Source organism: Streptomyces sp. NPDC001056, assembly GCF_053598955.1.
Genome location: NZ_JBSFLI010000001.1, coordinates 264,552 through 291,108, shown reverse-complemented (window position 1 = coordinate 291,108; position 26,557 = coordinate 264,552). Strand labels below are relative to the sequence as shown.

Below are 26,557 nucleotides of genomic sequence, written 5' to 3'. Positions count from 1 at the left end.
CGGGAGGAGGGACCCGTCCTCCCGACGGCCCTCGGCCGCTAGCCCTCCCGGCGCACCTCGACCACCCGGAACCGGTTCGCCACGAAGGCGCCGTCGCACAGGGCCGCGTTCGCCGCCGGGTTGCCGCCCGAGCCGTGGAAGTCGGAGAAGGCGGCGGTCTGGTTCACGAACACCCCGCCGGTGAGGTTGAAGGACAGCTGGGCGGCCTCTTCCAGGCACACCTCCTCGATGGCCCGCTCCACCTCGCTGTCGGTGGTGTACGCGCCGACCGTCATCGCGCCCTTCTCGCGCACCGTGCGCCGCAGCAGCTCCACCGCGTCGGTCACCGAGTCGACCGCGACGGCGAAGGAGACGGGACCGAAGCACTCGCTCATGTAGGCGGCCTCGGCGTCCGGCTTGGCACCGTCCAGCTTGACGATCACCGGGGTGCGCACCACCGCGTCCGGGAACTCCGGGTTGGTGATCTCACGCGAGGCGAGGGCGACCTCGCCGAGGCCGGCCGCGGCCTCCAGGCGGGCCTTGACGTCGGGGTTGACGATGGCGCCCAGCAGCGCGTTGGCCCGCGCGTCGTCGCCGAGCAGTCCGTCGACCGCGCGGGCGAGGTCGGCGGTGACCTCGTCGAAGGTCTTCGGCCCCTGGTCGGTGCCGATGCCGTCGCGCGGGATCAGCAGGTTCTGCGGGGTGGTGCACATCTGGCCGCTGTACAGGGACAGCGAGAACGCCAGGTTGGACAGCATCCCCTTGTAGTCGTCCGTGGAGTGCACGATCACCGTGTTGACGCCGGCCTTCTCCGTGTAGACCTGCGCCTGGCGGGCGTTGGCCTCCAGCCAGTCGCCGAAGGACGTCGAACCGGTGTAGTCGATGATCCGGATCTCCGGGCGGGTGGCGAGCGACTTGGCGATGCCCTCGCCGGGGCGCTCGGCGGCCAGGGCGACCAGGTCGGCGTCGAAACCGGCCTCGGCGAGCACCTCGCGGGCGATGCGCACGGTCAGCGCGAGCGGGAGCACCGCGCGCGGGTGCGGCTTGACCAGGACCGCGTTGCCGGTCGCCAGGGAGGCGAACAGGCCCGGGTAGCCGTTCCACGTCGGGAAGGTGTTGCAGCCGATGACCAGGCCGATGCCGCGCGGGACGGGCGTGAAGTCCTTGGTCAGCACCAGCGGGTCGCGCTTGCCCTGCGGCTTGGTCCACTCGGCGGTCCCGGGGGTGCGCACCTGCTCCGCGTACGCGTACGCCACCGCCTCCAGGCCGCGGTCCTGGGCGTGCGGGCCGCCCGCCTGGAACGCCATCAGGAAGGCCTGGCCGCTGGTGTGCATGACCGCGTGCGCGAACTCGTGCGTCCGGTCGCTGATCCGCTTGAGGATCTCCAGGCAGACCACGGCACGCACCTCGGCGCCCGCGTCCCGCCAGGCCGGCTGCCCGGCCTTCATCGCGGGCAGCAGTACGTCCAGGTCCGCGTGCGGGTAGCTCACGCCCAGCTCGATGCCGTACGGCGAGACCTCGCCGCCCACCCAGTCGTCCGTGCCCGCCTGGCCGAGGTCGAGGCGGGTGCCCAGCAGGGCGTCGAAGGCGGCCTTGCCCGCGGCGGCGTCCAGGCTGCCGTGTTCGCCGTACGCCTTGGGGTGCTCGGGGTGCGGGGACCAGTACGCGCGGGTGCGGATCGCTTCCAGGGCCTGGTCGAGAGTGGGCCGGTGCTTCGCGATCAGCTCGGGGGCGGTCAGTTCGGCGGCCATGCGGGACCAACTCCTCGTCTGGAGAACTCGTCTTCGAGTTCAGGACCTGGCAGAAAGAGCAGCGGGATGGGACGGTCAGGGCTAGAGTAACCGAACGATCGGTCGGTTCAAGGGGGTCCGCCGCATCTGTGGAAAACCCCGTGCGGGAGGATCGCGCACATGACAGCACTCGACCTCAGCAGCCCCGTGGCAGTCGTCGGCACCGGCACCATGGGCCAGGGCATCGCCCAGGTCGCACTGGTCGCCGGCCACCCCGTGCGGCTCTACGACGCCGCGCCCGGGCGGGCCCGGGAAGCGGCCGCGGCGATCGGCGCGCGCCTGGACCGGCTGGTGGAGAAGGGCCGGCTCGACGCCGCCGCACGGGACGCGGCCCGCGCCCGCCTCGCGCCCGCGGACGCGCTCACCGACCTGGCCGACTGCGGCCTCGTCGTGGAGGCCGTCCTGGAGCGGCTGGACGTCAAGCAGCGGCTCTTCGGCGAGCTGGAGGACATCGTCGCCGAGGACTGTCTGCTCGCCACCAACACCTCCTCGCTGTCGGTGACGGCGATCGGGGGCGCCCTGCGCCTTCCGGGCCGCTTCCTCGGCCTGCACTTCTTCAACCCCGCCCCGCTGCTGCCGCTGGTCGAGGTCGTCTCCGGGTTCGCCACCGACGTCACCTCGGCCACCCGCGCCTACGAGACCGCCCGCGCCTGGGGCAAGACCCCGGTGGCCTGCGCGGACACGCCCGGCTTCATCGTCAACCGGATCGCCCGGCCCTTCTACGCCGAGGCGTTCGCGGTCTACGAGGCCCAGGGCGCCGACCCGGCCACCATCGACGCGGTCCTGCGCGAGTGCGGCGGCTTCCGCATGGGCGCGTTCGAACTCACCGACCTGATCGGCCAGGACGTCAACGAGGCGGTGACGCACTCGGTGTGGCAGTCGTTCTTCCAGGACGTGCGTTTCACCCCGTCGCTGGCCCAGCGCCGCCTGGTGGAGTCCGGGCGCCTCGGCCGCAAGACCGGACACGGCTGGTACGACCACGGGGAGGGCGCCGAGCGGCCCGAGCCGCACACCGCCGACAAGGAGCGGCCGCCCGCCTACGTCGTCGCCGAGGGCGATCTCGGCCCCGCCGCCGAGCTGCTCGCGCTGATCCGCGAGGCGGGCATCCAGGTCCGCGAGGAGAACGGCGACGAGGGCGGCCACCTGGAGCTGCCCGGCGGCGGCCAGCTGGTCCTCGCCGACGGCCAGACCTCGGTGGAGTTCCGCGACGTCGTCTACTTCGACCTCGCCCTCGACTACCGCAAGGCCACCCGCGTCGCCCTGTCCGCCTCCCAGGACACCGCGCCGGCGACCCTCGCCGAGGCCGTCGGCCTGTTCCAGGCGCTCGGCAAGGACGTCAGCGTCATCGGCGACGTCCCCGGCATGATCGTGGCCCGCACCGTGGCCCGGATCATCGACCTCGCGCATGACGCGGTCGCCAAGGGCGTGGCTACCGAGGAGGACGTCGACACCGCGATGCGCCTGGGCGTCAACTATCCCCTCGGCCCCTTCGAATGGGACCGCAGGCTGGGCGACGAGTTCGCCTATGACGTCCTGGACGCGATGCACGAGCGCGACCCCTCCGGGCGCTACGCGCCCTCCCTCGCGCTCTACCGCCACGCCTATGCCGACGACAAGCGGGAGGGCACCTCATGACCACGCCCAGGCGCGACACGTACACCCCCGAGACACTGCTCTCCGTCGCCGTCCAGGTCTTCAACCAGCGCGGTTACGACGGCACCTCCATGGAGCACCTGTCCAAGGCGGCCGGCATCTCCAAGTCGTCGATCTACCACCATGTCAGCGGCAAGGAAGAGCTGCTGAAGCGGGCCGTCAGCCGCGCCCTGGACGGCCTCTTCGCCATCCTGGAGGAGCCGGGGGCGCGCGAGGGGCGGCCCGTGGAGCGCCTGGAGCATGTCGTACGGCGCATGGTCGAGGTGCTCATAGCCGAGCTGCCCTACGTGACGCTGCTGCTGCGGGTGCGCGGCAACACCGCCACCGAGCGGTGGGCGCTGGAGCGCCGCCGCGACTTCGACCACCGGGTCGCCGAACTGCTCAAGGCGGCGGCAGCCGACGGGGACGTACGCCCCGAGGTGGAGGTGCGGCTGGCCACTCGGCTGGTCTTCGGAATGATCAACTCCATCGTGGAGTGGTACCGGCCGGAGGCCCGTGGCGCCTCGGGCCGCGAGGTCTCCGACGCGGTCGTCCAGCTGGTCTTCTCCGGGCTGTGCCGGGACCGGCCCTCCCCGTGACAGGGCAAGGAGCCTTCCGGTCGCCGGGGAAGCGCCCTTCGGACGATCCGGGAAAGACGGCCTAGGCGTCGGGTTCCAGGTCCTCCTCCTCGAACACCAGCAGTGTGCGGGTGCTCAGCACCTCCGGGATCGCCTGGAGCCGGGTGAGCACCAGCTCGCGCAGCGCCCGGTTGTCGGGCGTGTGCACCAGCAGCAGGACGTCGAAGTCGCCGCCCACCAGTGCGATGTGCGAGGCGCCGGGCAGCTGGCGCAGCTGCTCGCGGACCGTGCGCCAGGTGTTCTGGACGATCTTCAGCGTGATGTACGCCGAGGTGCTGTGCCCGGCCCGCTCGTGGTCCACGCGGGCGCCGAAGCCCCGGATCACCCCGTCCTCGACCAGCCGGTTGATGCGCGCGTAGGCGTTGGCCCGCGAGACGTGGACGCGTTCGGCGACCGACCGTATCGAGGCGCGGCCGTCCGCCTGGAGGATGCGCAGGATGTCCTGATCGATGGCGTCCAGCGGTCGTGCCGGCAGCGGCACCGCGTCCTGCGCTGTCTCGGCCATTTGTTCAGGTGCCATGTCCCCCCGCTCCCTCGCCGTGGACTTCCTGCGTTCATTCCAGGCTGTGCAGAACCGTTTGTCCACAGCCTGGAGCCGCCTGTAGCCAAAATGTGCCGGCGACCGAACAATCGGTAGGTGAGACGGGTCACAGCCGACCCGTCTCCCGTAGCCGCTCCCACGAGGAGGTGCCGTCATGACGGTTCTGGAGCAGCGGGGCGCGTACCGGCCATCGCCGCCGCCCGCCTGGCAGCCCCGTATGGACCCCGCGCCGCTGTTGCCCGACGCCGAGCCCTACCGCGTCCTCGGCACCGAGGCGGCCGCCAAGGCCGATCCCGACCTGCTCCGCCGGCTCCACGCCCACCTGGTGCGCGGCCGCCGTTACAACACCCAGGCCACCGCGCTCACCAAGCAGGGCCGCCTCGCCGTCTACCCCTCCAGCACCGGCCAGGAGGCCTGCGAGGTCGCCGCCGCCCTGGCCCTCGAAGAGCGCGACTGGCTCTTCCCCAGCTACCGCGACACCCTGGCCGTCGTCACCCGCGGCGTGGACCCCGTGGAGGCGCTGACCCTGCTGCGCGGCGACTGGCACACCGGCTACGACCCGTACGCCCACCGGGTCGCCCCCCTCTCCACCCCGCTGGCCACCCAGCTCCCGCACGCCGTCGGACTCGCCCACGCCGCGCGCCTCAAGGGCGACGACGTGGTCGCCCTCGCCATGGTCGGCGACGGCGGCACCAGCGAGGGCGACTTCCACGAGGCGCTGAACTTCGCCGCCGTCTGGCAGGCACCCGTCGTCTTCCTGGTGCAGAACAACGGCTTCGCCATCTCCGTCCCGCTCGCCAAGCAGACCGCCGCGCCCTCCCTGGCCCACAAGGCCGTCGGCTACGGCATGCCGGGCCGCCTGGTCGACGGCAACGACGCGGTGGCGGTGCACGAGGTCCTCCGCGACGCCGTACGGCACGCCCGCGAGGGCGGCGGTCCGACGCTGATCGAGGCGGTCACCTACCGCATCGACGCCCACACGAACGCCGACGACGCCACCCGCTACCGGGGCGACGCCGAGGTCGAGGCCTGGCGCGCGCACGACCCGGTGCGCCTGCTGGAGACGGAACTGACCGAGCGCGGCCTGCTCGACGGGGCCGCACTGGAAGCCGTACGGGAGGGCGCCGAGGCGATGGCCGCCGACCTGCGCGCACGCATGAACCAGGACCCCGAGCTCGACCCGATGGACCTCTTCGACCACGTCTACGCCGAGACCACCGCCCAACTGCGCGAACAGCGGGACCTGTTGCGGGCCGAGCTGGCGGCCGAGCAGGACGGGCCCGACCAGCAGGAAGGCGACCGCCGATGACCACCGTGGCCGTCAAGCCCGCCACCATGGCCCAGGCCCTCACCCGCGCGATGCGCGACGCGATGGCCGCCGACCCCAGCGTGCACGTGCTCGGTGAGGACGTCGGCACCCTCGGCGGCGTCTTCCGCGTCACCGACGGGCTCGCCAAGGAGTTCGGCGAGGACCGCTGCACCGACACCCCGCTCGCCGAGGCCGGCATCCTCGGCGCCGCCGTCGGCATGGCCATGTACGGCCTGCGCCCGGTGGTGGAGATGCAGTTCGACGCGTTCGCCTACCCGGCGTTCGAGCAACTGGTCAGCCATGTCTCCCGGATGCGCAACCGCACCCGCGGCAAGATGCCCCTGCCGATCACCGTCCGGATCCCCTACGGCGGCGGCATCGGCGGCGTCGAGCACCACAGCGACTCCTCCGAGGCGTACTACATGGCCACCCCCGGCCTGCACGTGGTCACCCCCGCGACCGTCGCCGACGCCTACGGCCTGCTGCGCCGGTCCATCGCCTCCGACGACCCGGTCGTCTTCCTGGAGCCCAAGCGGCTCTACTGGTCCAAGGACACCTGGAACCCCGAGCAGCCGGCCGAGGTCGAGCCGATCGGGCGGGCGGTGGTCCGGCGCACCGGCCGCAGCGCCACGCTGATCACCTACGGCCCCTCCGTACCCGTCTGCCTGGAGGCCGCCGAGGCCGCGCGGGCCGAGGGATGGGACCTGGAGGTGATCGACCTGCGCTCCCTGGTGCCGTTCGACGACGAGACGGTCTGCGCCTCCGTGCGGCGCACCGGACGCGCGGTCGTGGTGCACGAGTCCACCGGGTTCGGCGGGCCGGGCGGCGAGATCGCGGCCCGTGTCACCGAGCGCTGCTTCCACCACCTGGAGGCCCCCGTGCTGCGCGTGGCCGGGTTCGACCTCCCCTACCCGCCGCCCATGCTGGAGCGGCACCATCTGCCCGGCGTGGACCGCGTCCTGGACGCCGTGGCCCGGCTGCAGTGGGAGGCCGAGGGCTGATGGCACAGGTGCTGGAGTTCAAGCTGCCCGACCTCGGCGAGGGACTGACCGAGGCGGAGATCGTGCGCTGGCTGGTCCAGGTCGGTGACGTGGTCGCCGTCGACCAGCCGGTGGTCGAGGTCGAGACGGCCAAGGCCTCGGTCGAGGTCCCCTGCCCCTACGGCGGTGTGGTCACCGCCCGCTACGGCGAGGAGGGCGCCGAACTCCCGGTCGGCGCCCCGCTCCTGACGGTCGCGGTCGGCGAACCCGCCGCGGAGTCCGAAGAAGGCTCGGGCAACGTCCTGGTCGGCTACGGCACGTCCGAGGCGCCGGGCCGCCGGCGCAGGGTGCGGCCGGTGGCGCTGACCGGCGGCGGTGCGCGCAGGGGCGTGAACGGCAGCGCTGCGGTGCCCGCTCCGGGCCGGCCCGTCGACGCGGGCCCGCCCGGCGGTCCCGTGCCCGTGATCTCCCCGCTGGTCCGGCGGCTCGCCCGTGAGGGCGGACTGGACCTGCGGCGACTGACGGGTTCGGGCCCGGACGGGCTGATCCTGCGCGCGGACGTGGAACAGGCCCTGCGAGCCGGATCCGGACCGGAGCGCGCTCGTACGGCCGAGGCCCCGGCCGTGCCCGCGCCCGCTCCCGCAGCGGCCCCGGGAGCGGGCGAGGTCCGTATCCCCCTCAAGGGCATCCGCGGTGCCGTCGCCGACAAGCTGTCCCGCAGCCGCCGGGAGATCCCGGACGCGACCTGCTGGGTGGACGCCGACGCGACGGAACTGATGCGCGCGCGGTCCGCGATGAACGCGGCCGGGGGCCCGAAGATCTCGCTCCTCGCGCTGCTCGCCCGCATCAGCACCGCCGCCCTCGCCCGGTTCCCCGAGCTCAACTCCTCGGTCGACACCGGGGCCCGCGAGATCGTCCGGCACCCGCATGTGCACCTCGGGTTCGCGGCGCAGACCGAGCGCGGTCTGGTCGTGCCGGTCGTCCGGGACGCCCACGCCCGCGACGCGGAGTCGCTGACCGCCGAGTTCGCCCGGCTCACCGAGGCGGCCCGGGCAGGGACGCTGACCCCGGGAGAACTCACCGGCGGCACCTTCACGCTGAACAACTACGGCGTCTTCGGCGTCGACGGCTCCACGCCGATCGTCAACCACCCCGAGGCCGCCATGCTCGGCGTCGGCCGGATCATCCCCAAGCCGTGGGTGCACGAGGGCGAGCTGGCGGTTCGCCAGGTCGTGCAGCTCTCGCTCACCTTCGACCACCGGGTGTGCGACGGCGGCACGGCGGGCGGCTTCCTGCGGTACGTGGCGGACTGCGTGGAACAACCGGCGGTGCTGCTGCGCACCCTGTGACCGCCGGGCTCCCGTGATCCCTCGGTTCCCCGTGAGCGGCCCGGCCCGCATACTCGGGGAGTGACCGACAAAGCCACCGCCGGGCCGGCGACCACCGCGGCCGCGAGGGCCGTGGCGGCCCCCGGAGCCGGCGCGGCCGGCGCGGCCCCCCCGCCGTACGACGCCGTCGTGCTGGCCGGGGGTGCCGCGCGGCGGCTCGGCGGGGCCGACAAGCCCGGTGTCCGGGTCGGCGGCCGGGCGCTCCTCGACCGGGTCCTCACGGCCTGCGCGGGCGCTCGTACGACCGTCGTCGTGGCCGCGCCCCGCACCACCGTCCGCCCGGTGCGCTGGGCGCGCGAGGAGCCGCCCGGCGCCGGACCGGTCGCCGCGCTGGCGGCCGGCCTGCGGCACACCACGGCCGAGCACGCCGTGGCCCTCTCCGCCGACCTGCCCTTCCTGCGACCGGCCACGCTGCACCGCCTGTTGGCCGCACTCGACGACACCGGCGCCGACGGCGCGCTGCTCACCGACGCGGACGGCCGCGACCAGCCCCTGGTCGCCGCGTACCGCACTTCGGCGCTGCGCCGTGAACTGGCCGCCCTCGCCGCCGCGCACGACGGTCTCACCGGGCTGCCGCTGCGCCGGCTCACCGGTGCCCTCCGCCTCACCCGCGTCCCGGACCCGTACGCGTCCTTCGACTGCGACACCTGGGACGACATCGTCAACGCCAGGACACGCATCAGGGAGCATGGGCACGTGTTGGATGAATGGATCTCCGCAGTCAAGGACGAACTGGGCATCGACCTGGACGTCGACACGAACGCCCTGCTCGACCTCGCCCGCGACGCCGCGCACGGTGTCGCCCGGCCCGCCGCCCCGCTGACCACCTTCCTCGTCGGCTACGCCGCGGCGCGGGGCGAGGGCGGCCCCGAGGCCGTCGCCGAGGCCGCCCGCAAGGCCGCCGCACTGGCCCTGCGCTGGGAGGAGGAGGCGGGGGAGTCCCAGGGGAGCGGGGGCCCGAGCGCCCCGGACGGGGGGCCGAGCGCCCCGGACGCCGGATGACCGCGCCCGGCCTCCGGAACGGGGCACCCGTGGAGGACAGCGACGACCTCGACGTCGAGGAGGCCCTGGCCCTCGTGAGGGAAGCCAAGGACGATGGCGCCGGCCCCGTACCGGCCCCGGCGCCGCACGCGCAGCCCGCCGAGCGGCATCGGCCCGCCCCGGCGGAGCGGCACCGCGCCACCTCCTGGCCACAGGCCCGCGAGACCGCCGCCCGAGCCGCTCGCGCCGCCCGATCGGCCCGGACCGCCGCAGGCGCCGCGGGAACCGCCGGGGCCACCGGTTCGGCCGCCTTCCAGCGCGCCCCCGTCTCCGTCCCCCTCGGCGACGCCCTCGGCCTCGTCCTCGCCGCCCCCCTCGACGCGCTCATCGACCTGCCCTCCTTCGACACCTCCGCGATGGACGGCTGGGCGGTCGCCGGGCCCGGACCCTGGGCGGTGCGGGAAGAGGGCGTCCTCGCAGGGCACGCCCAGCCCGCGCCGCTCACCGACGGCGAGGCGGTCCGCATCGCGACCGGTGCGCGCATCCCCGCCGACACCACCGCCGTCCTGCGTACCGAGCACGGCCGCACCGACGCCCAGGGCCGGCTGCACGCCACCCGGGACATGGTCCCCGGCCAGGACATCCGCCCACGCGGCCAGGAGTGCCGCAGCGGCGACCAACTGCTGCCCGTCGGCACCCAGATCACCCCGGCCGTCCTCGGCCTGGCCGCGGCCGCGGGATACGACACCGTCACCGTCGTTCCGCGCCCCCGCGTCGAAGTCCTGGTCCTCGGGGACGAGTTGCTGACCGAGGGGCTGCCGCGCGAGGGGCTGATCCGGGACGCGCTCGGCCCCATGCTGCCGCCCTGGCTGCGGGCGCTCGGCGCCGAGGTCGTCGCGGTGCGCCGGGTCCGCGACGACGCCGAGGCCCTGCACAAGGCGATCAGCGCCGCGACAGCCGACCTGGTCATCACCACCGGAGGCACCGCCGCCGGACCCGTCGACCACGTCCACCCCACCCTGCAACGCATCGGCGCCGAACTCCTCGTCGACGGCGTCGAAGTGCGCCCCGGCCACCCCATGCTGCTCGCCCGCACCAAGGACGACCAGCATCTCGTCGGCCTGCCCGGCAACCCCCTCGCGGCCGTCTCCGGCCTGTTCACGCTCGCCGAGCCGCTTCTGCGGACCCTCGCCGCCCGTCCGGCCCCCGAGCCGTACACACTGCCGCTGACGGAGGCGGTGCACGGGCACCCGTACGACACCCGGCTCATCCCCGTGGTGCTGCGCGGCGACCGCGCCGTGCCGCTGCACTACAACGGCCCGGCCATGCTGCGCGGCGTCGCCGCCGCCGACGCGCTGGCCGTCGTACCGCCGGGCGGGGCCCGGGCGGGCGACGAGGCGGAGCTGCTGGATCTGCCCTGGGCGAGCGCGGGGATCGGGGTATGTTTCACGTGAAACGTGCGGACAGCGACCCATCCGACCATGCCGCCGTCCCCCAGGACGACGCACTCATGGCGGACGAACGCCCGGTCATCCACCGGGTGAAGCTCCCGGTGAAGGTGGTGGAGCGCCCGCTCCGCCAGGTCGCCGAACGGCTGCTCATGGCGCTGCTGGTGCTGGTCGCCACCGCGATCGTCGTCTACGCCGACCGCGCGGGCTACCACGACAGCTCCGACGACTCCGTGGACCTGCTCGACTCGTTCTACTACGCCACCGTCACCCTCTCCACCACGGGATACGGCGACATCACCCCGGTCAGCGACAGCGCCCGGCTGACCAACATCTTCGTCATCACACCCCTGCGTGTGCTGTTCCTGATCATCCTGGTCGGCACCACGCTGGAGGTCCTCACCGAGCGCACCCGGGAGGAATGGCGCCTGAAACGCTGGAGGTCCGCCTTGCGCGAGCACACCGTCGTCGTCGGCTTCGGCACGAAGGGGCGGTCGGCCGTGCAGACCGTGTGCGCGACCGGGCTGAGGAAGGAGCAGGTGGTCGTGGTCGACCCCAGCGCCAAAGTGATCGACGCGGCGACCGCCGACGGTTTCGCCGGAGTCATGGGCGACGCCACCCGCAGCGACGTCCTCAGGCGGGCCGAGGTGCGCAAGGCCCGGCAGATCATCGTCGCCCCGCAGCGCGACGACACCGCGGTGCTGGTCACGCTGACCGCCCGTCAGCTCAACCGCGGTGCGAAGATCGTGGCCGCGGTGCGCGAGGAGGAGAACGCTCCGCTGCTGCGGCAGTCCGGCGCCGACGCCGTCATCACCAGCGCCAGCGCGGCCGGCCGGCTGCTCGGCCTGTCCGTCCTCAGCCCCGCCGCCGGCATGGTCATAGAGGACCTCATCCAGCAGGGCAGCGGCCTGGACCTCGTGGAACGGCCGGTGGTGCGCGCCGAAGCGGGCAAACGGCCGCGCGAGCTCGACGACCTGGTGGTGAGCGTCGTACGCGGCCACCGGGTGCTCGGCTACGACGACCGGTCCATCGGCACCCTGCAGCTGACCGACCGGCTCATCACCATCGTCCGGGCCGGCCCCGGCACCCAGGTCACCCCGCACCCCCGTCCGCTGCCCACGGACTGAGCGGGCCGTCGCGGGGCGCGAACACCGCGTGGGCCACGGGGAGTAGCGTCACCCGCATGCATGCGATCACGATTCCCGAACCTGGTGGTCCCGAGGCGCTGGTGTGGGACGAGGTCCCCGATCCGCAGCCCGGCGAGGGCGAGGTGCTGGTCGAGGTGGCGGCCAGCGCCGTCAACCGTGCCGACATCCTGCAACGGCAGGGCTTCTACGACCCGCCGCCCGGCGCCTCCCCCTACCCCGGCCTGGAGTGCTCCGGCAGGATCGCCGCGCTCGGCCCCGGGGTGTCCGGCTGGGCCGTCGGCGACGAAATCTGCGCGCTGCTCGCGGGCGGCGGCTACGCCCAGAAGGTCGTCGTACCGGCCGGTCAGCTGCTGCCCGTGCCGCAGGGCGTCGACCTCGTGCGGGCCGCCGCGCTGCCCGAGGTGACCTGCACGGTCTGGTCCAACGTGTTCATGGTCGCCCATCTGCGCCCGGGCGAGACCCTGCTGGTGCACGGCGGCTCCAGCGGCATCGGCACCATGGCGATCCAGCTGGCCAAGGCCGTCGGCGCCAAGGTCGCGGTGACCGCCGGGACCAAGGAGAAGCTGGAACGCTGCGCCGAGCTGGGCGCGGACATCCTGATCAACTACCGGGAACAGGACTTCGTCGCCGAGGTCAAGGAGGCCACCGGCGGCGCGGGCGCCGACGTCATCCTCGACAACATGGGCGCCAAGTACCTCGACCGCAACGTGCAGGCCCTGGCCGTCAACGGGCGCCTGGCGATCATCGGGCTCCAGGGCGGCGCCAAGGGAGAGCTGAACATCGGCGCGCTGCTGCACAAGCGGGCCGCCGTCAGTGCCACCTCGCTGCGGGCCAGGCCGCTGGACGAGAAGGCGGCCATCGTCGCCGCGGTGCGCGAGCACGTCTGGCCACTGCTCGCCGGCGGGCATGTGCGCCCGGTGGTGGACCGTGAGCTGCCGATGCCGCAGGCCGCCGAGGCGCACCGGGTGGTCGAGGAGAGCGGCCACATCGGCAAGGTGCTGCTGGTGGCGCCGTAGCGGACACCCGAGCGGGGAGCCCGACCGGGGAGCCCGAGCGGGGAGCTCAGCTCCGGCGCAGCCGCAGGCCCAGGAAGGCCAGGCCGAGGCCCAGGCCGATGAGGACGAGCCCGCTGCCGAGCGGGAGGATCCGCAGGACCGGCTCGCTCGTGTTCTCGCTCTGTCCGGCGGCGTTCTGCGCGGCCGACCGCCCCGGCGACCCCGTGGGATCGAGGCCCGCCTCCTCGGTCGGCGGTGAGGCCGTCGGGGTCTCCGCGGTCTCCGGCTCCGCGGGCTGCGCGGCGGCGGAGTCGGGGACCGAGTCGTCGTCGCCCTCCACCCGGGCCCAGGGCCCGTCCGGCCGCCCCGGGCGCAGCTTCCCCTCCCCGGCCCCGCTCCCCGCCCGGGACGGCTCGGCGGACGACGGGGGGTACGAGGCGGAGGCGGAGCCCGAGGGCAGGGGCGCCGGGTGCTGGGGATCGGCGCCGGCGTGATCGTGGTCCGGGCGGTCCTGGTGATCGTGCCCCGGGTGGGCGGATCCGCCGGAATCGGCCGGGTGCCCGGAGGCGCCCCCCGAGCCGCCGGTGCCGCCCGGGTGACCGGGGGGCGAGGACGGGGCCGAGGGCGAGGCGGAGGCCGGGTGACCTGTGGTGGGGGTGCGCGGGGCGCCGGCTTCGGCGGCGTACGCGGTGGCGGTGCCGTACGCGGGCAGGGCCGTCGTGAGGACGAGCAGCAGCCGCAGGCAGCGGTGGGTGAGTCGCAGCCATGGAGTCACGTCGGTGACCTCCCGGAGCCCAGCGGGCGTGAGCGCGTGATCGATGATGAACCGACGGGAACAGAGTCACATTCGCGACTCCTCCGGGCATTCCGGGTTGGGCCGACGGGTCTAAACGGCGGTTCCGCCCCACAGGGGGGCCCACGGTGGTGAGGTGGACGGGTGCGAGAGAATGACGGCATGGAGATGCCGAGGAACGAACGGTCGCCGGAGAATCCCCAGATCCTCGTCGTGGGCCAGGACGGGATGGCGCTCGGCGGAGGTGGCGGGGACGACGAGTCCCGCGAGATTCCGGTCACCGAGCAGGTCGAGCAGCCCGCCAAGGTCATGCGGATCGGCAGCATGATCAAGCAGCTCCTGGAGGAGGTGCGCGCGGCTCCCCTCGACGAGGCCAGCCGGGTGCGGCTGAAGGAGATCCACGCCAGCTCGGTGAAGGAGCTGGAGGACGGCCTGGCGCCGGAGCTGGTCGAGGAACTGGAGCGGCTGTCCCTGCCGTTCACCGACGACGTCACCCCGAGCGACGCGGAGCTGCGGATCGCGCAGGCGCAGCTGGTGGGCTGGCTGGAGGGACTCTTCCACGGGATCCAGACCACGCTGTTCGCCCAGCAGATGGCCGCGCGGGCCCAGCTGGAGCAGATGCGCCGCGCGCTTCCGCCGGGTGTCTCGGGCGCCGAGGGCGACGACCAGCACCTGGGCGGGCGCTCGGGCGGCCCGTACCTGTAGGCCCCGCACACGCGAAAGGGGCCCGGCGGTGATGCGCCGGGCCCCTTCTGTGCGTCACTGCGGCGGATTACCCGTCGACACACTCAGCTCGATGGTGCCCGGGTCCTTGGCGTTCACATCCGTGCCCTCGGAAGGGAACTGGTCCAGCACGGTCCCGTCGCCCCAGGTGTTGTCGTCCACCTTCTTGACGTGCAGCTGCCAGCCCGCGGCCTGGAAGCAGGCCTTCACGGAGTTGATGTCCTTGTAGCGGAAGTCGGGCAGCTGGATCTTGGTGGGGTCGCTGTAGGACTCGTTCGGCTCCGTGCACTTGGTCTTGTCGATCACGCGCGTGGTGTCCGGGCCCCGGTAACCGGCCTGGTGGGTAGGGGACGCGGAGGCACTGGCGCCGCCGTGGCCGCCCGTGTCGTTCCCGCCGCCGCTGTTCACGGTCAGCGCGACGACCAGGCCGACGACGGCGACGAGCGACACCGCGGCGGCGCCGATGATCACGCCCTTGTTGCCCTTGCCGCCGCCCGAGCCCGAGCCCGCGCCGTGTCCCTGCACGGCCGTCTGCGGCGGCTGCGCGTACGGCGGCGGGGTCTGCGGCCCGTAGCCCACCGGGGGCGTCTGGTAGCCCGCCTGCTGCGGATAGCCGTAGGACGGCGCGGGCGCGGCCGGCGCCGGGGTCTGGGGGCCGCCGTACGGACCCGGCCGGTACGGCGTCTGCACCGGGCCGGCCGGCGTCTGCCGGGCCTGGTCGACCGGCGGGAACACCGCGGAGCCGACGCCCGAGCCGCTCTGCTGCGGACCCGCGTTCGGCACGATGCTCGGCGCGGCGCCCTGGAGGGAGGCGGCGACCCGCAGGCACTCCTCGCGCATGGAGTCGGCGGTCGGGAAGCGCTCGTTCGGGTTCTTCCGCAGCGCTCGGGCGACCAGCGCGTCCACCCCCTGGGGCAGCGCGCGGTTGATGGAGGAGGGAGCCACCGGCTCCTCCTGCACATGCGCGTACGCGATCGCCAGCGGGGAGTCCGCGTCGAACGGCAGCCGCCCGGTCACCAGCTGGAAGAGCATGATGCCGACCGAGTACAGGTCGGAGCGGGCGTCCACACCGCGGCCGAGGGCCTGCTCGGGCGAGAGGTACTGCGGGGTGCCGACGACCATGCCGGTCTGCGTCATGGACGTCACGCCCGACTGCATGGCGCGCGCGATGCCGAAGTCCATGACCTTGACCACACCGCGCTTGGTCATCATCACGTTGCCCGGCTTGATGTCGCGGTGGACCAGCCCCATCTCGTGGCTGATGTCCAGCGCCGCCAGCACGTCCGCGGTGACCTTCAGCGCCTTCTCGGCGGGCATCGCGCCGTACTGCCGTATGTCCTCCTCAAGGACCGAGCCCAGCGGGCGGCCCTCGATGTACTCCATGACGATGTACGGCGTCGCCATACCGCCGAGGTCGTCCTCGCCCGTGTCGAAGACGGAGACGATATTGGTGTGCGTGAGCTTCGCCACGGCCTGGGCCTCGCGGCGGAAGCGCTCGCGGAAGGCCTGCTCACGGCCGAGCTCGGTGTGGAGTGTCTTGATCGCGACCTGGCGGTCCAGCACGGCGTCGTACGCGAGGTGCACCGAGGCCATGCCGCCCTCGCCGAGCAAGTCGCGCAGCTGGTAGCGGCCGCCGGCCAGCGCCTGCCCCGTATACCGGCCGTGTGCGCCGTCCTGGCTCATCTCTCCCCGTCCCCCATCGGCCGCCCGGCACTCTGGCTCGTCGCACAGGCCTTGATCGAATGTGTCATTCCCGGCCAAGTCTGCCCCAGGCCTCTGACACGTCAAGCTCGGTGCCCGTTCCGTGACCGTACGTGCAAGAAGAGTCGCGCAAGCGTTACAGGGGACCTACGACCAGCACACAGAATTTGCACGACGGCCTGTGCGGAGGGTTTCATGGCCGGTCCGTCGCAGAGTCGGTCCCGGTTCCGGTTCCGGACCGGCGGCCCCCACGGAGGCTGTAGCGTGGCCGACGGAGACCGTGACAACACCGCGCGCACCGCGGGCAGAAACGACGGCGAGGACTGATGGCACAGACGCAGCGCGCCCAGGGCCCGTCCGACCCCGAGGCGTCTGGCGGCGGCATGTCGGACGCGCCGGAGAACTGGGGCAACGCAGGACTGGTTGGCGATGGCCGGTACCGGCTCACCCATCGGCTGGGCCGGGGCGGCATGGCCGAGGTGTTCGCGGCCGAGGACGTCCGTCTGGGCCGTACGGTCGCGGTCAAGCTGCTCCGCGCCGACCTGGCCGAGGACCCTGTTTCCAAGGCCCGCTTCACGCGTGAGGCCCAGTCGGTCGCCGGCCTCAACCACCACGCGATCGTCGCCGTGTACGACTCCGGCGAGGACGTCGTGGGCGGCCAGTCGGTGCCGTACATCGTGATGGAGCTGGTCGAGGGCCGCACCATCCGCGATCTGCTGATCAACGCGGAGGCGCCCGGCCCCGAGCAGGCGCTGATCATCGTCTCCGGTGTCCTGGAGGCGCTCGCCTACTCGCACCAGCACGGCATCGTGCACCGCGACATCAAGCCCGCGAACGTCATCATCACCGACAGCGGCGCCGTGAAGGTGATGGACTTCGGCATCGCCCGCGCCCTGCACGGCGCGCAGTCCACGATGACCCAGACCGGCATGGTCATGGGCACCCCGCAGTACCTCTCCCCGGAGCAGGCGCTCGGCAAGGCCGTCGACCACCGCTCCGACCTGTACGCGACCGGCTGCCTGCTGTACGAACTGCTCGCGCTGCGGCCCCCGTTCACCGGCGAGACCCCGCTGTCGGTCGTCTACCAGCACGTCCAGGACACACCGGTGGCGCCCTCGCAGGTCCTGGACGCCTGCCCGCCGGAGCTGGACGGCCTGGTCATGCGCGCGCTCGCCAAGGAGCCGGACGACCGGTTCCAGACGGCGGAGGAGATGCGCGGCATGGTCCAGTACGGCCTGCAGATGCTGTACGACCAGGGCGGCCACACCGGCACCTGGAACACCGGCCCGGTGGCGGCGCACGACGGCCGGCACACCCCCGCGGGCGGCTTCGCGGGTACGACCGCGATGCAGCACCCGATGGCCGGCGGCGGCACCACGCAGATCCCGCAGCCGCTGCTGCCGCAGGGTTACGGCAACGGCGACGACGGCGGCTTCGAGGGGCACGGCAACAAGGGCAGCGGCCGCGGCAAGCTGTGGATCCTCGCCGTGCTCGCGGTCATCGCGATCGCGGCGGGCGTGGCGCTGGCGCTGCAGGGGGCGGGCAACGGTGGCGGCACCGGTACCGACACCAAGCCGCCGGCCACGCACACCAAGAGCACCGGCGGCGACTCCGCCCCCGCGAGCCCGACCGACGACAGCACCGGGCAGCCCACGGACACGCCCACCGACACAGGCTCGGGCACCGGTTCCGGTTCGGGCTGGTCGCCGACGTACACGCCGTCGGACACCCCGACCCAGCCGGAGACCACCGGTCCCACCGACCAGCCGACGAATCCGCAGCCCACGTCGACGCAGACCACGGACCCGACAACCGGTGGCGGCACGGACGGTGGCGGCGGCACCGTCGGCGGCGGTACGAGCACCGGCACGACGGGTGGCGGTACGGACGGCGGCACCACGGGCGGCGGCACCACCACCGACGGCAACACGGCGGCCGGCGGGGCGGCGGGTCTGCCCACCGGCTGAAACGCGGACCCCGGCGGGGCCGCTCGCCAGGTGAGCCCCGGACGGGGCCCGGTCGTCCGGGCCCCGTCCGTTCTTTGCCGACGGCCTCCGGGCAAACCCGCTCACCGGGTGAAGGCGTCGCACACCGCGTCGTACTCCCGCGTCCACCACACCACGAGAGCCGAGGCGGCCGGGAACTGGCAGTCCGCACGGGTGTCGTCGCGTTCGTAGTGCCAGCGCAGCATCCAGAAGTCATTCAGGCGTTCCCACCACACCCGGTGCACGGCGGCGGCCAGTTCCGCGGGCGTGGCACCGGCCGCGCGCCGGTACGCGCGGGCGTACGCCCGCACCTTCGGCAGGTCCAGGGCGCCCGCGGGCCGCACGAAGAAGATCGCGGCGGCGCGTACGGCCTCCTCGGCGCGGGGCTGCACCCCGAGCCGGTCCCAGTCCACGATGGCCGCCGGGGTGCCGTCCTTGTAGAGCAGGTTGAACGGGTGGAAGTCGCCGTGCACCCAGCCCACCGGTCCGCCGGGCGGCGGGCGCCGGTCCGTGTGCCGCTCCAGCAGCGACCGCCGTTCCAGCAGCCGGTGCCGGGCGAGTGCGTCGAAGGCGTCGGCGGGGCGGTGTCGGCGCACCCGGGAGAGCAGCTGGTCGATGAGGTCGAAGGTGTCGGCAGGGTCGGCGCTCTCCACGGGATGGGGACTCGTGGCCGGGCGGGTGCGCCCCTTGGGCGGCATCACGCGCTCCAGGCAGGCGTGCACGGCGCCCAGCAGCGCCCCCAGCCGTGCGCTCTCGGAGCGGGTGAGCTGGCCGCCGTGGCGGTGTCCGCCGTCGATCCAGGGATGCAGGGCGTAGGCATGGCCGCCGACGACGGCGACGGTACGGCCCTCACGGTGCGCGAGCGGCACGGCGACCGGCACGCCGAGGGCGGCCAGGCGCTGGGTGGCCCGGTGCCGGCGTTCGATGGCGGCCGGGTCGGCGGTGTCGGGGTCGAAGTGGTGCTTGAGGAAATACCGGCCGCGCGTGGTGCACAGCCGGTAGCCGCGATTGAGCAGCCCCTGGTCGACCGGTTCACAGGCGAGGGCGGTACCGGCGGCGTCGTACAGGCGGAGCAGGGCGCCCAGAGGGGGCGCGTGGGGTACGGGGGGTGGTACACAAGGGCGCGGCACGCGGCAGATGCTAGGGCACCGCAAAGGCCCTGTGAGCTGGGTCTTGTCACAGGCAGTCGTCGCCAATCGCAATCGGTCACAGAGTGAGCCGGGACGAACGCTTGCGCGCTTCCCCAGAGAAGCGGCCCAAAGGTACGACAAAAAATACGGTCGGCTTAAAGCTGTTCGACTCGTCGGTCCGCCCCGACAAACTCTTCCCGTCACCTGGGTGACCGGGATAACGTTCGGGTGCTCCGGCCTTGCCGCAAGGCTGTGACCAGCACGCTTCCGCGTCCCCTCGATTTACTTGGATATCCAAGCAAAATCGCAGGTCAAGTGGGGTTTCACAGAAATGTGGAGCACTGGGTAACGTAATGGTCGCAGGGCGCTCGCCGGGGCACCTGTCACGCCTGTTCCCGGCCGAGTGGCACCCACCCCGTGCCCGGTGGTCGAAACAGGTGAGCCGCACTGGCCTACCGGCAACCCCGGGGGCCGGAACGACGGAGGAGCACACGTGACCGTGGACAGCAGTGCCGCGCGCAAGCGCAGCGCCGCAGGCAAGGCCGGCACCACCGGCAGCAAGGCCGGTTCGGCCGGGACCAAGTCCGGAGCCACCGGCGCCAAGCGCACCAGCACGACCCCCGCCCCGCGCCCCGCGCGTGCCGGCGCGAAGAAGAGCACCGAGCCCGCGCTCGTGCAGCTTCTGACGCCGGAGGGCAAGCGGGTCAAGAACGCCGAGTACGACTCCTACGTCGCCGGCATCACCCCCGAAGACCTGCGCGGCCTCTACCGCGACATGGTGCTCACCCGTCGCTTCGACGCCGAGGCCACCGCCCTGCAGCGCCAGGGCGAGCTGGGCCTGTGGGCCTCCCTGCTGGGCCAGGAGGCCGCCCAGATCGGCTCCGGCCGGGCCCTGCGCGACGACGACTACGTCTTCCCGACGTACCGCGAGCACGGCGTCGCCTGGTGCCGTGGCGTGGACCCGACCAACCTGCTCGGCATGTTCCGCGGCGTGAACCACGGTGGCTGGGACCCCAACGGGAACAACTTCCACCTGTACACGATCGTCATCGGCTCCCAGACGCTGCACGCCACCGGCTACGCGATGGGCGTGGCCAAGGACGGCGCGGACTCGGCGGTCATCGCGTACTTCGGCGACGGCGCCTCCAGCCAGGGCGACGTGGCCGAGTCGTTCACCTTCTCCGCGGTCTACAACGCGCCCGTGGTGTTCTTCTGCCAGAACAACCAGTGGGCGATCTCCGAGCCGACCGAGAAGCAGACCCGGGTGCCGCTCTACCAGCGTGCCCAGGGCTACGGCTTCCCGGGCGTGCGCGTGGACGGCAACGACGTGCTGGCCTGTCTCGCGGTCACCAAGTGGGCCCTGGAGCGCGCCCGCAACGGCGAGGGCCCGACCCTGGTCGAGGCGTTCACCTACCGCATGGGAGCCCACACCACCTCCGACGACCCCAGCCGCTACCGGGGCGACGAGGAGCGCCAGGCATGGGAGGCCAAGGACCCGATCCTGCGCCTGCGCCGCCATCTGGAGGCCTCGAACCACGCGGACGAGGGATTCTTCGAGGAACTGGAGGCCGAGTCCGAGGCGTTGGGCAAGCGGGTGCGCGAAGCGGTCCGCGCCATGCCCGACCCGGACCACTTCGCCATCTTCGAGAACGTGTACGCGGACGGGCACGCGCTCGTCGACGAGGAGCGGGCCCAGTTCGCCGCCTACCAGGCGTCGTTCGCGGACGCAGAAGGGGGTCACTGAGATGGCCGAGAAGATGGCGATGGCCAAGGCCATCAACGAGTCGCTGCGCCGCGCCCTGGAGGCCGACCCCAAGGTCCTGGTCATGGGCGAGGACGTCGGCAAGCTCGGCGGCGTCTTCCGCGTGACGGACGGCCTGCAGAAGGACTTCGGCGAGAGCCGGGTCATCGACACCCCGCTCGCCGAGTCCGGCATCGTCGGCACCGCGATCGGCCTGGCCCTGCGCGGCTACCGCCCGGTCGTGGAGATCCAGTTCGACGGCTTCGTCTTCCCGGCCTACGACCAGATCGTCACCCAGCTCGCCAAGATGCACGCGCGCTCGCTCGGCAAGGTCAAGATGCCGGTCGTCGTGCGCATCCCCTACGGCGGCGGCATCGGCGCGGTCGAGCACCACTCCGAGTCCCCCGAGGCGCTGTTCGCGCACGTCGCCGGCCTGAAGGTCGTCAGCCCGTCGAACGCGTCGGACGCGTACTGGATGATGCAGCAGGCCATCCAGAGCGACGACCCGGTGATCTACTTCGAGCCCAAGCGCCGTTACTGGGACAAGGCCGAGGTGGACGCCGAGGCGATCCCCGCGCCGCTGCACAAGGCCCAGGTCGTCCGCGAGGGCACCGACCTGACCCTCGCGGCCTACGGCCCGATGGTGAAGCTCTGCCTGGAGGCCGCCGCCGCAGCCGCCGAGGAGGGCAAGAACCTGGAGGTCCTGGACCTGCGCTCGGTCTCCCCCCTCGACTTCGACGCCATCCAGGCCTCGGTGGAGAAGACCCGCCGCCTGGTCGTGGTCCACGAGGCGCCGGTGTTCTTCGGCTCCGGCGGTGAGATCGCCGCCCGGATCACCGAGCGCTGCTTCTACCACCTGGAGGCCCCGGTGCTCCGGGTCGGCGGCTACCACGCCCCGTACCCGCCGGCCCGCCTGGAGGAGGAGTACCTGCCGGACCTGGACCGCGTGCTCGACGCCGTCGACCGCTCGCTGGCGTACTGAGGGAGAGGGTCGTGACGACGATGACGGACGCGTCCGTACGCGAGTTCAAGATGCCCGACGTGGGCGAGGGCCTGACCGAGGCCGAGATCCTCAAGTGGTACGTCCAGCCGGGCGACACGGTCACCGACGGCCAGGTGGTGTGCGAGGTCGAGACCGCGAAGGCGGCCGTCGAACTGCCCATCCCGTACGACGGCGTGGTGCGCGAGCTGCGGTTCCCCGAGGGGACCACGGTCGACGTGGGTACGGCGATCATCACGGTGCAGGTGGCGGGCGGGGCTCCGGCCCCGGCCGCGGAGCCCGCGCGGCCCGAGGCGGCGGCACCGGCGGCTCCGGCCGAGGAGCCGAAGGCCGAGGGCCGTCAGCCTGTCCTGGTGGGCTACGGCGTGTCGGCCTCCGCGACCAAGCGCCGCCCCCGCAAGGGCCCCGAGATCACCGTCGCGGCTCCGGCCGCCCAGCCCGAGCTGAACGGCCACGCCCCGGTGGCGGGCACCCCCCGCCCGCTGGCCAAGCCTCCGGTGCGCAAGCTGGCCAAGGACCTGGGTGTCGACCTGGCCACGGTCACCCCCTCCGGCCCGGACGGCGTCATCACGCGCGAGGACGTCCACGCGGCGGCCGCGCCCGTGGCCGCGCCCGAGCCGGTGACGGCGGCCCCTGCCGCGCCCGCCCCCGTGGTGGCGTACGAAGGAGTCCGGGAGACCCGCGTCCCCGTCAAGGGCGTGCGCAAGGCGACCGCGGCGGCGATGGTCGGCTCGGCGTTCACGGCGCCGCATGTCACGGAGTTCGTGACGGTGGACGTGACCCGCACCATGAAGCTGGTCGAGGAGCTGAAGCAGGACAAGGAGATGCAGGGCAGGCGGGTCAACCCGCTGCTGCTGATCGCCAAGGCCCTGCTGGTCGCCATCAAGCGCAACCCGGACATCAACGCGTCCTGGGACGAGGCCAACCAGGAGATCGTGGTCAAGCACTACGTCAACCTGGGCATCGCCGCGGCCACCCCGCGCGGCCTCATCGTCCCGAACATCAAGGACGCGCAGGCCAAGACGCTGCCCCAGCTGGCGGACGCGCTCGGCGACCTGGTGTCCACGGCCCGCGAGGGAAAGACCTCCCCGTCCGCCATGCAGGGCGGCACGGTGACCATCACCAATGTGGGCGTCTTCGGCGTCGACACCGGCACGCCGATCCTCAACCCCGGCGAGTCGGCGATACTCGCCATCGGCGCGATCAAGCTCCAGCCGTGGGTCCACAAGGGCAAGGTCAAGCCCCGCCAGGTCACGACCCTCGCCCTGAGCTTCGACCACCGCCTGGTCGACGGCGAACTGGGCTCCAAGGTCCTGGCCGACGTCGCAGCGATCCTGGAACAGCCGAAACGACTGATCACCTGGGCGTGACCGACCGGTCCTGACCGGGCCCCCTTCCGGGAGAGCCGCGCATCCTGATCGACGGGGTGCGCGGCTCGGTCTTTCCCCGGGACGTCCACGGGCTGCCGGTCCGCCGGCCCCGTCCGCCCTTGCCCGAACGCAGAGGCCCTGCGGAGTGATCCGCAGGGCCTCGGTCATGCCGTCGCCGGCGAAGGGTCAGCGCACGTCGACGTAGTCGTAGGCGTCCGCGGCGGAGGAGGTGCTGTTACCGGCGTAGTGGAAGCGCCAGGTGCCGTCCGCCGAAGCGGTGACGGTGGTCTTCAGGTAGCCGGTGGACGAGCTGTTGATCGTCTTCACGGTGCTGTAGGTGCTGCTGCCGGCCTTCTTGAACTGCAGCTCGACGGGCTGGCTGCCGTAGCCGTAGTACTTCAGGTAGGTCCAGCTGGCGCGCTTCAGGGTGCCGGTGACCGTGATGGTCTGGCCCTTGGAGACGGGCTCCGGGGAGGCGTTGAAACCGCTGAAGCCGGCGGCACGCTTGACCCAGCGGTTCTTGTAGACGTCCGTCTCCACGTAGTCGCCGTCGTTGCCCACGGCGTAGACGGCGACGTTCCACTTGCCGCTCAGCGCGCTGTCGTAGAGGTCGGTGCCGGGCGTGGCCGTGATGGTGATCTTGCAGGTGGCGGAGGTGGCGCTCCAGTTGTCGCAGGTCGCGTCGGTGTCCGAGTAGAGCGCGCCGTCCACGTCGCTGTCCAGGCTGGTGCCGTGCCACAGCATGGCGTCGGCGGAGTAGATCCCGGACGGGTCGGTGGCCGTGACGTAGATGCTGAAGGTCTTCTGGCCGACGCCGACGACGAGGTCCTTGTTGCCGTTGTCGGTCACCTTGGTGATCTGGGTGTCGCCCTGCGTCTCGTCGGCCGGGGCGTTGAGCGCGGTCGACGGCTTCGAGGTGAAGACCTTCGGGATCTGCGGGCTGTCCGCCGCGTGCGCGGCAGGAGCGAGGAGCGCGGTGAGCGCCACGGCGCCGGACACCGTGGTGGCGGCCAGGCTGGCACGAATACGCATCTTTGTTCCCCACGTGGAGAGAGAGCCGCGCGCGTGGCGCATGGGGGGTGTGCGGGCTCTGAACGATGTAGTGAGTCTTTTGACTCGCAAGGGAGACTCACGACACCTGCGAACGGTTGTACGTCCCGCCGACTTTTTCTGAACCCCGCGTGTCCTCCCCCTCAACACCGCGGGTATGGCTTGGGTTCCCCCGTGACCCGCAGGGGAATCAGCACCTCTTGTCATGGCTCGACCCTGTGATCAGGAGGAGCGGAACGGGCTCCGGGTCGGCCCCTGATGGGGCATCAGGGGTGGGTCAGGGTCGAGCCAGGGGAGTCACGGATGGTGAGCGTGTGCTCGTCGGCGGCACGCTGGCGGCATGACGAATTCCGCTGCCACCGGGGCCGGTTCGGGTCCCGCTCGCCGTCTCGACCTGCTCCGGCGGCCCGCCGCCCGCCGTGCCGCCGCCGTCGCGGGCGCCGCCGTCCTCGCCGGTACGGCGGCCGTGTGCGCGCCGGGTGTCGCGTACTCCGCGCCCCGGGCCGCCGCGTCCGCTCCGCCCGCGACCGACTTCCGGGACTGTCCGCCCCTGCCCGACGGAGTCGATCCGGCTCGCTGGAGATGCGAAGTGCACACCGCCGCACCGGTGTTGACCATGGGCAAGGTGACGGTGCGGCTCGCTCCGATCACGATGACCCACGCCGAGGGGCCTCTGCCGGACGGTGGCGACGGACAGGTGTGGGGCGCGATGCACAGCGCGCCGACGACCGTGCCGGGAGGACTCACGGGAGCCGGCACCGTCACGGCCTCGGACGACCGCGCGCCGGTCCGGGAGCTGTCCGTACAACCCGAGTACGGCGGCCGATCCGACTTCTACACCGGCACGTTCAGTCTCCGCTTCCGGCTCCTCGACCCGCTGCTGGCCCCCGGCTGCACCATCGGCGCCACCGCCCCCGTCGACTTCCGACTGAAGCGCTCGGGCCCCTCCGTCTGGGTCTCCCAGGACCCGCCGCTGATCGAGTTCTCCGCCTACGACGACACCTTCACCGTCCCCGCCGCCGAACACTGCGGCCCGCTCACCCGTCTCCTCGACCGGCGCCTCGGCCTGCCGGCCGCCGAGGGAAACCTGATGACGTACGACGCGTCGTACACCTTCAGGACCTACGACCGACTCCCCCGGTAAGGAGGCGGGCGGGAACGCGAAGGGCCCGCCACCGGATGCGGCGGGCCCCTGGTGCCAGGACGGTGAGCGGCTGCCGGATGCCGGCCGCCGGATCGCGGATGTCAGCCGAGCCTGGCGAAGCCGTAGTTGAGGAGCTTCGTGGCGTCCGACTCGCGCTGGGGGATGGAGGTGGAGGAGAGGACGGTGCCGATGACGGTCTTGCCGTGGCGGGTGGCGGCGAAGACCAGGCAGTAGCCGGCCTCGGGACCGGAGCCGGTCTTCACGCCGATGGTGCCGCTGTAGCTCTTGAGGAGCCCGTTGGTGTTGGTCCAGGTGCCCATCGTGCGGGTGCCGCCGGACTTGGTCTTCGTCCTGGCCGTGTACGACTTGGTCTTGACGATGGTGCGGAACGTGGAGTTCTTCATCGCGCTGCTGGCGATCTTCGTCAGGTCGCGCGGCGTCGAGTAGTTCTTGCCGTTGCCGATGCCGTCGAAGGAATCGAAGTGCGTGTTCTTCAGGCCCAGGTTCTTCGCGGCGCTGTTCATCTTGCCGACGAAGTTCGACACACGGGCGGCGCGGCTGGAGCCGGTGCCGTACTTGTCGGCGAGGGCGTAGGCGGCGTCGCAGCCGGACGGCAGCATCAGGCCGTACAGCAGCTGGCGGACGGTCACCTTGTCGCCCACGATCAGGTGGGCCTGGGAGGCGTTGTTCTTGACGACGTAGTCGCTGTACGCCTTCTGGATCGTCACCGTGGCGTCGAGGTTCAGGTTCTTCTGCGCCAGCACGACCTTGGCAGTCATGATCTTGGTCGTGGACCCGGTGGACCGCTTGGTGTCCGCGGCCTTGGTGTAGAGCGTCGAACCGCTCGCGTTGTTCATCACATAGCCGCCCTTGGCCACGATCGAGGGCGTCGTGACGGCCTGTGCGGGAGCCGCGGTGAGGGCGCCGGTGGTGAGCAGCGCGCCGGAGGTGATCGCGACGGCGGCGGCTCGGCGGAGGCGGAGGCCCTTGATGCCGGTAGTCAAAGTGGTATACCCCGATTGTCTGGAATGCCCCTGGATGCGGCCCAGTTGAGGTGGTCCAGAGAGAAGGGCCGCATCTGTCTGACACGT

The 26,557-nt window shown here is 72.5% G+C and carries 22 protein-coding genes; 15 read left to right on the top strand and 7 right to left on the bottom strand.

Going from position 1 to position 26,557, the window contains the following annotated elements; genetic code table 11:
* Positions 1-38: 38 nt before the first annotated feature.
* Positions 39-1,730, bottom strand: coding sequence for a phenylacetic acid degradation protein PaaN (gene paaN / locus ACWDD7_RS01330; RefSeq protein ID WP_450455598.1), 1,692 nt, complete (start codon positions 1,728-1,730; stop codon positions 39-41).
* Positions 1,731-1,889: 159 nt separating this feature from the next.
* Between paaN and ACWDD7_RS01325 the strand changes: the two genes are divergently transcribed.
* Both ACWDD7_RS01325 and ACWDD7_RS01320 read left to right on the top strand, forming a co-directional pair.
* The gene (locus tag ACWDD7_RS01325) at positions 1,890-3,404 is read left to right on the top strand and encodes a 3-hydroxyacyl-CoA dehydrogenase (protein ID WP_450455596.1); all 1,515 of its coding nucleotides are present in this window, start codon (positions 1,890-1,892) and stop codon (positions 3,402-3,404) included.
* Positions 3,401-4,000 carry a TetR/AcrR family transcriptional regulator gene (locus ACWDD7_RS01320; protein ID WP_450455594.1) on the top strand — a complete coding sequence of 200 codons (600 nt, stop codon included), beginning with the start codon at positions 3,401-3,403 and terminating at the stop codon, positions 3,998-4,000. Before ACWDD7_RS01325 ends, ACWDD7_RS01320 begins: the two co-directional genes overlap by 4 nt.
* 61 nt (positions 4,001-4,061) lie before the next feature.
* Here the strand turns inward: ACWDD7_RS01320 and ACWDD7_RS01315 are convergent, their stop codons facing one another.
* Positions 4,062-4,559, bottom strand: a complete 498-nt coding sequence (locus ACWDD7_RS01315; RefSeq protein WP_285556666.1) for an Lrp/AsnC family transcriptional regulator — start codon at positions 4,557-4,559, stop codon at positions 4,062-4,064.
* Between the two features lie 175 nt (positions 4,560-4,734).
* Here ACWDD7_RS01315 and pdhA (ACWDD7_RS01310) point away from each other — a divergent pair, with 175 nt between their 5' ends.
* The 7 genes from pdhA (ACWDD7_RS01310) (at position 4,735) to ACWDD7_RS01280 (ending at position 12,850) form a co-directional block, all read left to right on the top strand.
* Positions 4,735-5,889 carry a pyruvate dehydrogenase (acetyl-transferring) E1 component subunit alpha gene (gene pdhA, locus ACWDD7_RS01310; RefSeq protein ID WP_351869544.1) on the top strand — a complete coding sequence of 385 codons (1,155 nt, stop codon included), beginning with the start codon at positions 4,735-4,737 and terminating at the stop codon, positions 5,887-5,889.
* Positions 5,886-6,890: an alpha-ketoacid dehydrogenase subunit beta gene (locus ACWDD7_RS01305; RefSeq protein ID WP_351869547.1), complete on the top strand. Its 1,005-nt coding sequence runs from the start codon at positions 5,886-5,888 to the stop codon at positions 6,888-6,890. The genes pdhA (ACWDD7_RS01310) and ACWDD7_RS01305 overlap by 4 nt, the downstream gene beginning before the upstream one ends.
* Entirely contained in the window at positions 6,890-8,218 is a 1,329-nt protein-coding gene (locus ACWDD7_RS01300) for a dihydrolipoamide acetyltransferase family protein (RefSeq protein WP_450455592.1), read from the top strand. Before ACWDD7_RS01305 ends, ACWDD7_RS01300 begins: the two co-directional genes overlap by 1 nt.
* Before the next feature lie 111 nt (positions 8,219-8,329).
* The gene (locus tag ACWDD7_RS01295; protein ID WP_450455837.1) at positions 8,330-9,259 is read left to right on the top strand and encodes an NTP transferase domain-containing protein; all 930 of its coding nucleotides are present in this window, start codon (positions 8,330-8,332) and stop codon (positions 9,257-9,259) included.
* On the top strand, positions 9,256-10,692 hold the full coding sequence (locus ACWDD7_RS01290; RefSeq protein WP_450455591.1) for a molybdopterin molybdotransferase MoeA: 1,437 nt from the start codon (positions 9,256-9,258) through the stop codon (positions 10,690-10,692). Before ACWDD7_RS01295 ends, ACWDD7_RS01290 begins: the two co-directional genes overlap by 4 nt.
* Complete coding sequence (locus tag ACWDD7_RS01285) at positions 10,680-11,813, top strand: potassium channel family protein (RefSeq protein WP_450455589.1); 1,134 nt, start codon at positions 10,680-10,682, stop codon at positions 11,811-11,813. Before ACWDD7_RS01290 ends, ACWDD7_RS01285 begins: the two co-directional genes overlap by 13 nt.
* Before the next feature lie 56 nt (positions 11,814-11,869).
* Entirely contained in the window at positions 11,870-12,850 is a 981-nt protein-coding gene (locus ACWDD7_RS01280) for an NAD(P)H-quinone oxidoreductase (RefSeq protein WP_450455587.1), read from the top strand.
* A gap of 46 nt (positions 12,851-12,896) precedes the next feature.
* Here ACWDD7_RS01280 and ACWDD7_RS01275 read toward each other — a convergent pair whose 3' ends face one another.
* Entirely contained in the window at positions 12,897-13,604 is a 708-nt protein-coding gene (locus tag ACWDD7_RS01275; RefSeq protein WP_450455585.1) for a hypothetical protein, read from the bottom strand.
* A gap of 180 nt (positions 13,605-13,784) precedes the next feature.
* On the opposite strand from ACWDD7_RS01275, the gene ACWDD7_RS01270 reads away from it, so the two are divergent.
* Positions 13,785-14,327, top strand: a complete 543-nt coding sequence (locus ACWDD7_RS01270) for a bacterial proteasome activator family protein (RefSeq protein ID WP_351869565.1) — start codon at positions 13,785-13,787, stop codon at positions 14,325-14,327.
* Positions 14,328-14,381: 54 nt separating this feature from the next.
* Here the strand turns inward: ACWDD7_RS01270 and ACWDD7_RS01265 are convergent, their stop codons facing one another.
* Entirely contained in the window at positions 14,382-16,028 is a 1,647-nt protein-coding gene (locus tag ACWDD7_RS01265) for a protein kinase domain-containing protein (protein WP_450455583.1), read from the bottom strand.
* A gap of 344 nt (positions 16,029-16,372) precedes the next feature.
* Here ACWDD7_RS01265 and ACWDD7_RS01260 point away from each other — a divergent pair, with 344 nt between their 5' ends.
* Positions 16,373-18,013, top strand: coding sequence for a protein kinase domain-containing protein (locus ACWDD7_RS01260; protein ID WP_351869571.1), 1,641 nt, complete (start codon positions 16,373-16,375; stop codon positions 18,011-18,013).
* Between the two features lie 101 nt (positions 18,014-18,114).
* Here the strand turns inward: ACWDD7_RS01260 and ACWDD7_RS01255 are convergent, their stop codons facing one another.
* Positions 18,115-19,161: a phosphotransferase gene (locus tag ACWDD7_RS01255; protein ID WP_351870650.1), complete on the bottom strand. Its 1,047-nt coding sequence runs from the start codon at positions 19,159-19,161 to the stop codon at positions 18,115-18,117.
* Between the two features lie 493 nt (positions 19,162-19,654).
* On the opposite strand from ACWDD7_RS01255, the gene pdhA (ACWDD7_RS01250) reads away from it, so the two are divergent.
* Genes pdhA (ACWDD7_RS01250) through ACWDD7_RS01240 form a run of 3 tightly spaced genes read left to right on the top strand, consistent with a single transcriptional unit; the run spans position 19,655 to position 23,272 of the window.
* Positions 19,655-20,905, top strand: coding sequence for a pyruvate dehydrogenase (acetyl-transferring) E1 component subunit alpha (gene pdhA / locus ACWDD7_RS01250; RefSeq protein ID WP_450455580.1), 1,251 nt, complete (start codon positions 19,655-19,657; stop codon positions 20,903-20,905).
* Position 20,906: 1 nt separating this feature from the next.
* A complete protein-coding gene (locus ACWDD7_RS01245) occupies positions 20,907-21,884 on the top strand; it encodes an alpha-ketoacid dehydrogenase subunit beta (RefSeq protein ID WP_351870656.1) in 978 nt (325 codons plus the stop codon).
* A gap of 11 nt (positions 21,885-21,895) precedes the next feature.
* Positions 21,896-23,272, top strand: coding sequence for a dihydrolipoamide acetyltransferase family protein (locus tag ACWDD7_RS01240; RefSeq protein WP_450455578.1), 1,377 nt, complete (start codon positions 21,896-21,898; stop codon positions 23,270-23,272).
* Positions 23,273-23,458: 186 nt separating this feature from the next.
* Here the strand turns inward: ACWDD7_RS01240 and ACWDD7_RS01235 are convergent, their stop codons facing one another.
* Entirely contained in the window at positions 23,459-24,304 is an 846-nt protein-coding gene (locus ACWDD7_RS01235) for a calcium-binding protein (protein ID WP_450455577.1), read from the bottom strand.
* Positions 24,305-24,662: 358 nt separating this feature from the next.
* Here ACWDD7_RS01235 and ACWDD7_RS01230 point away from each other — a divergent pair, with 358 nt between their 5' ends.
* Complete coding sequence (locus tag ACWDD7_RS01230) at positions 24,663-25,466, top strand: hypothetical protein (protein WP_450455576.1); 804 nt, start codon at positions 24,663-24,665, stop codon at positions 25,464-25,466.
* A gap of 101 nt (positions 25,467-25,567) precedes the next feature.
* On the opposite strand, the gene ACWDD7_RS01225 is transcribed toward ACWDD7_RS01230, so the two are convergent.
* The gene (locus ACWDD7_RS01225; protein WP_351870667.1) at positions 25,568-26,470 is read right to left on the bottom strand and encodes a D-alanyl-D-alanine carboxypeptidase family protein; all 903 of its coding nucleotides are present in this window, start codon (positions 26,468-26,470) and stop codon (positions 25,568-25,570) included.
* Positions 26,471-26,557: the final 87 nt, after the last annotated feature.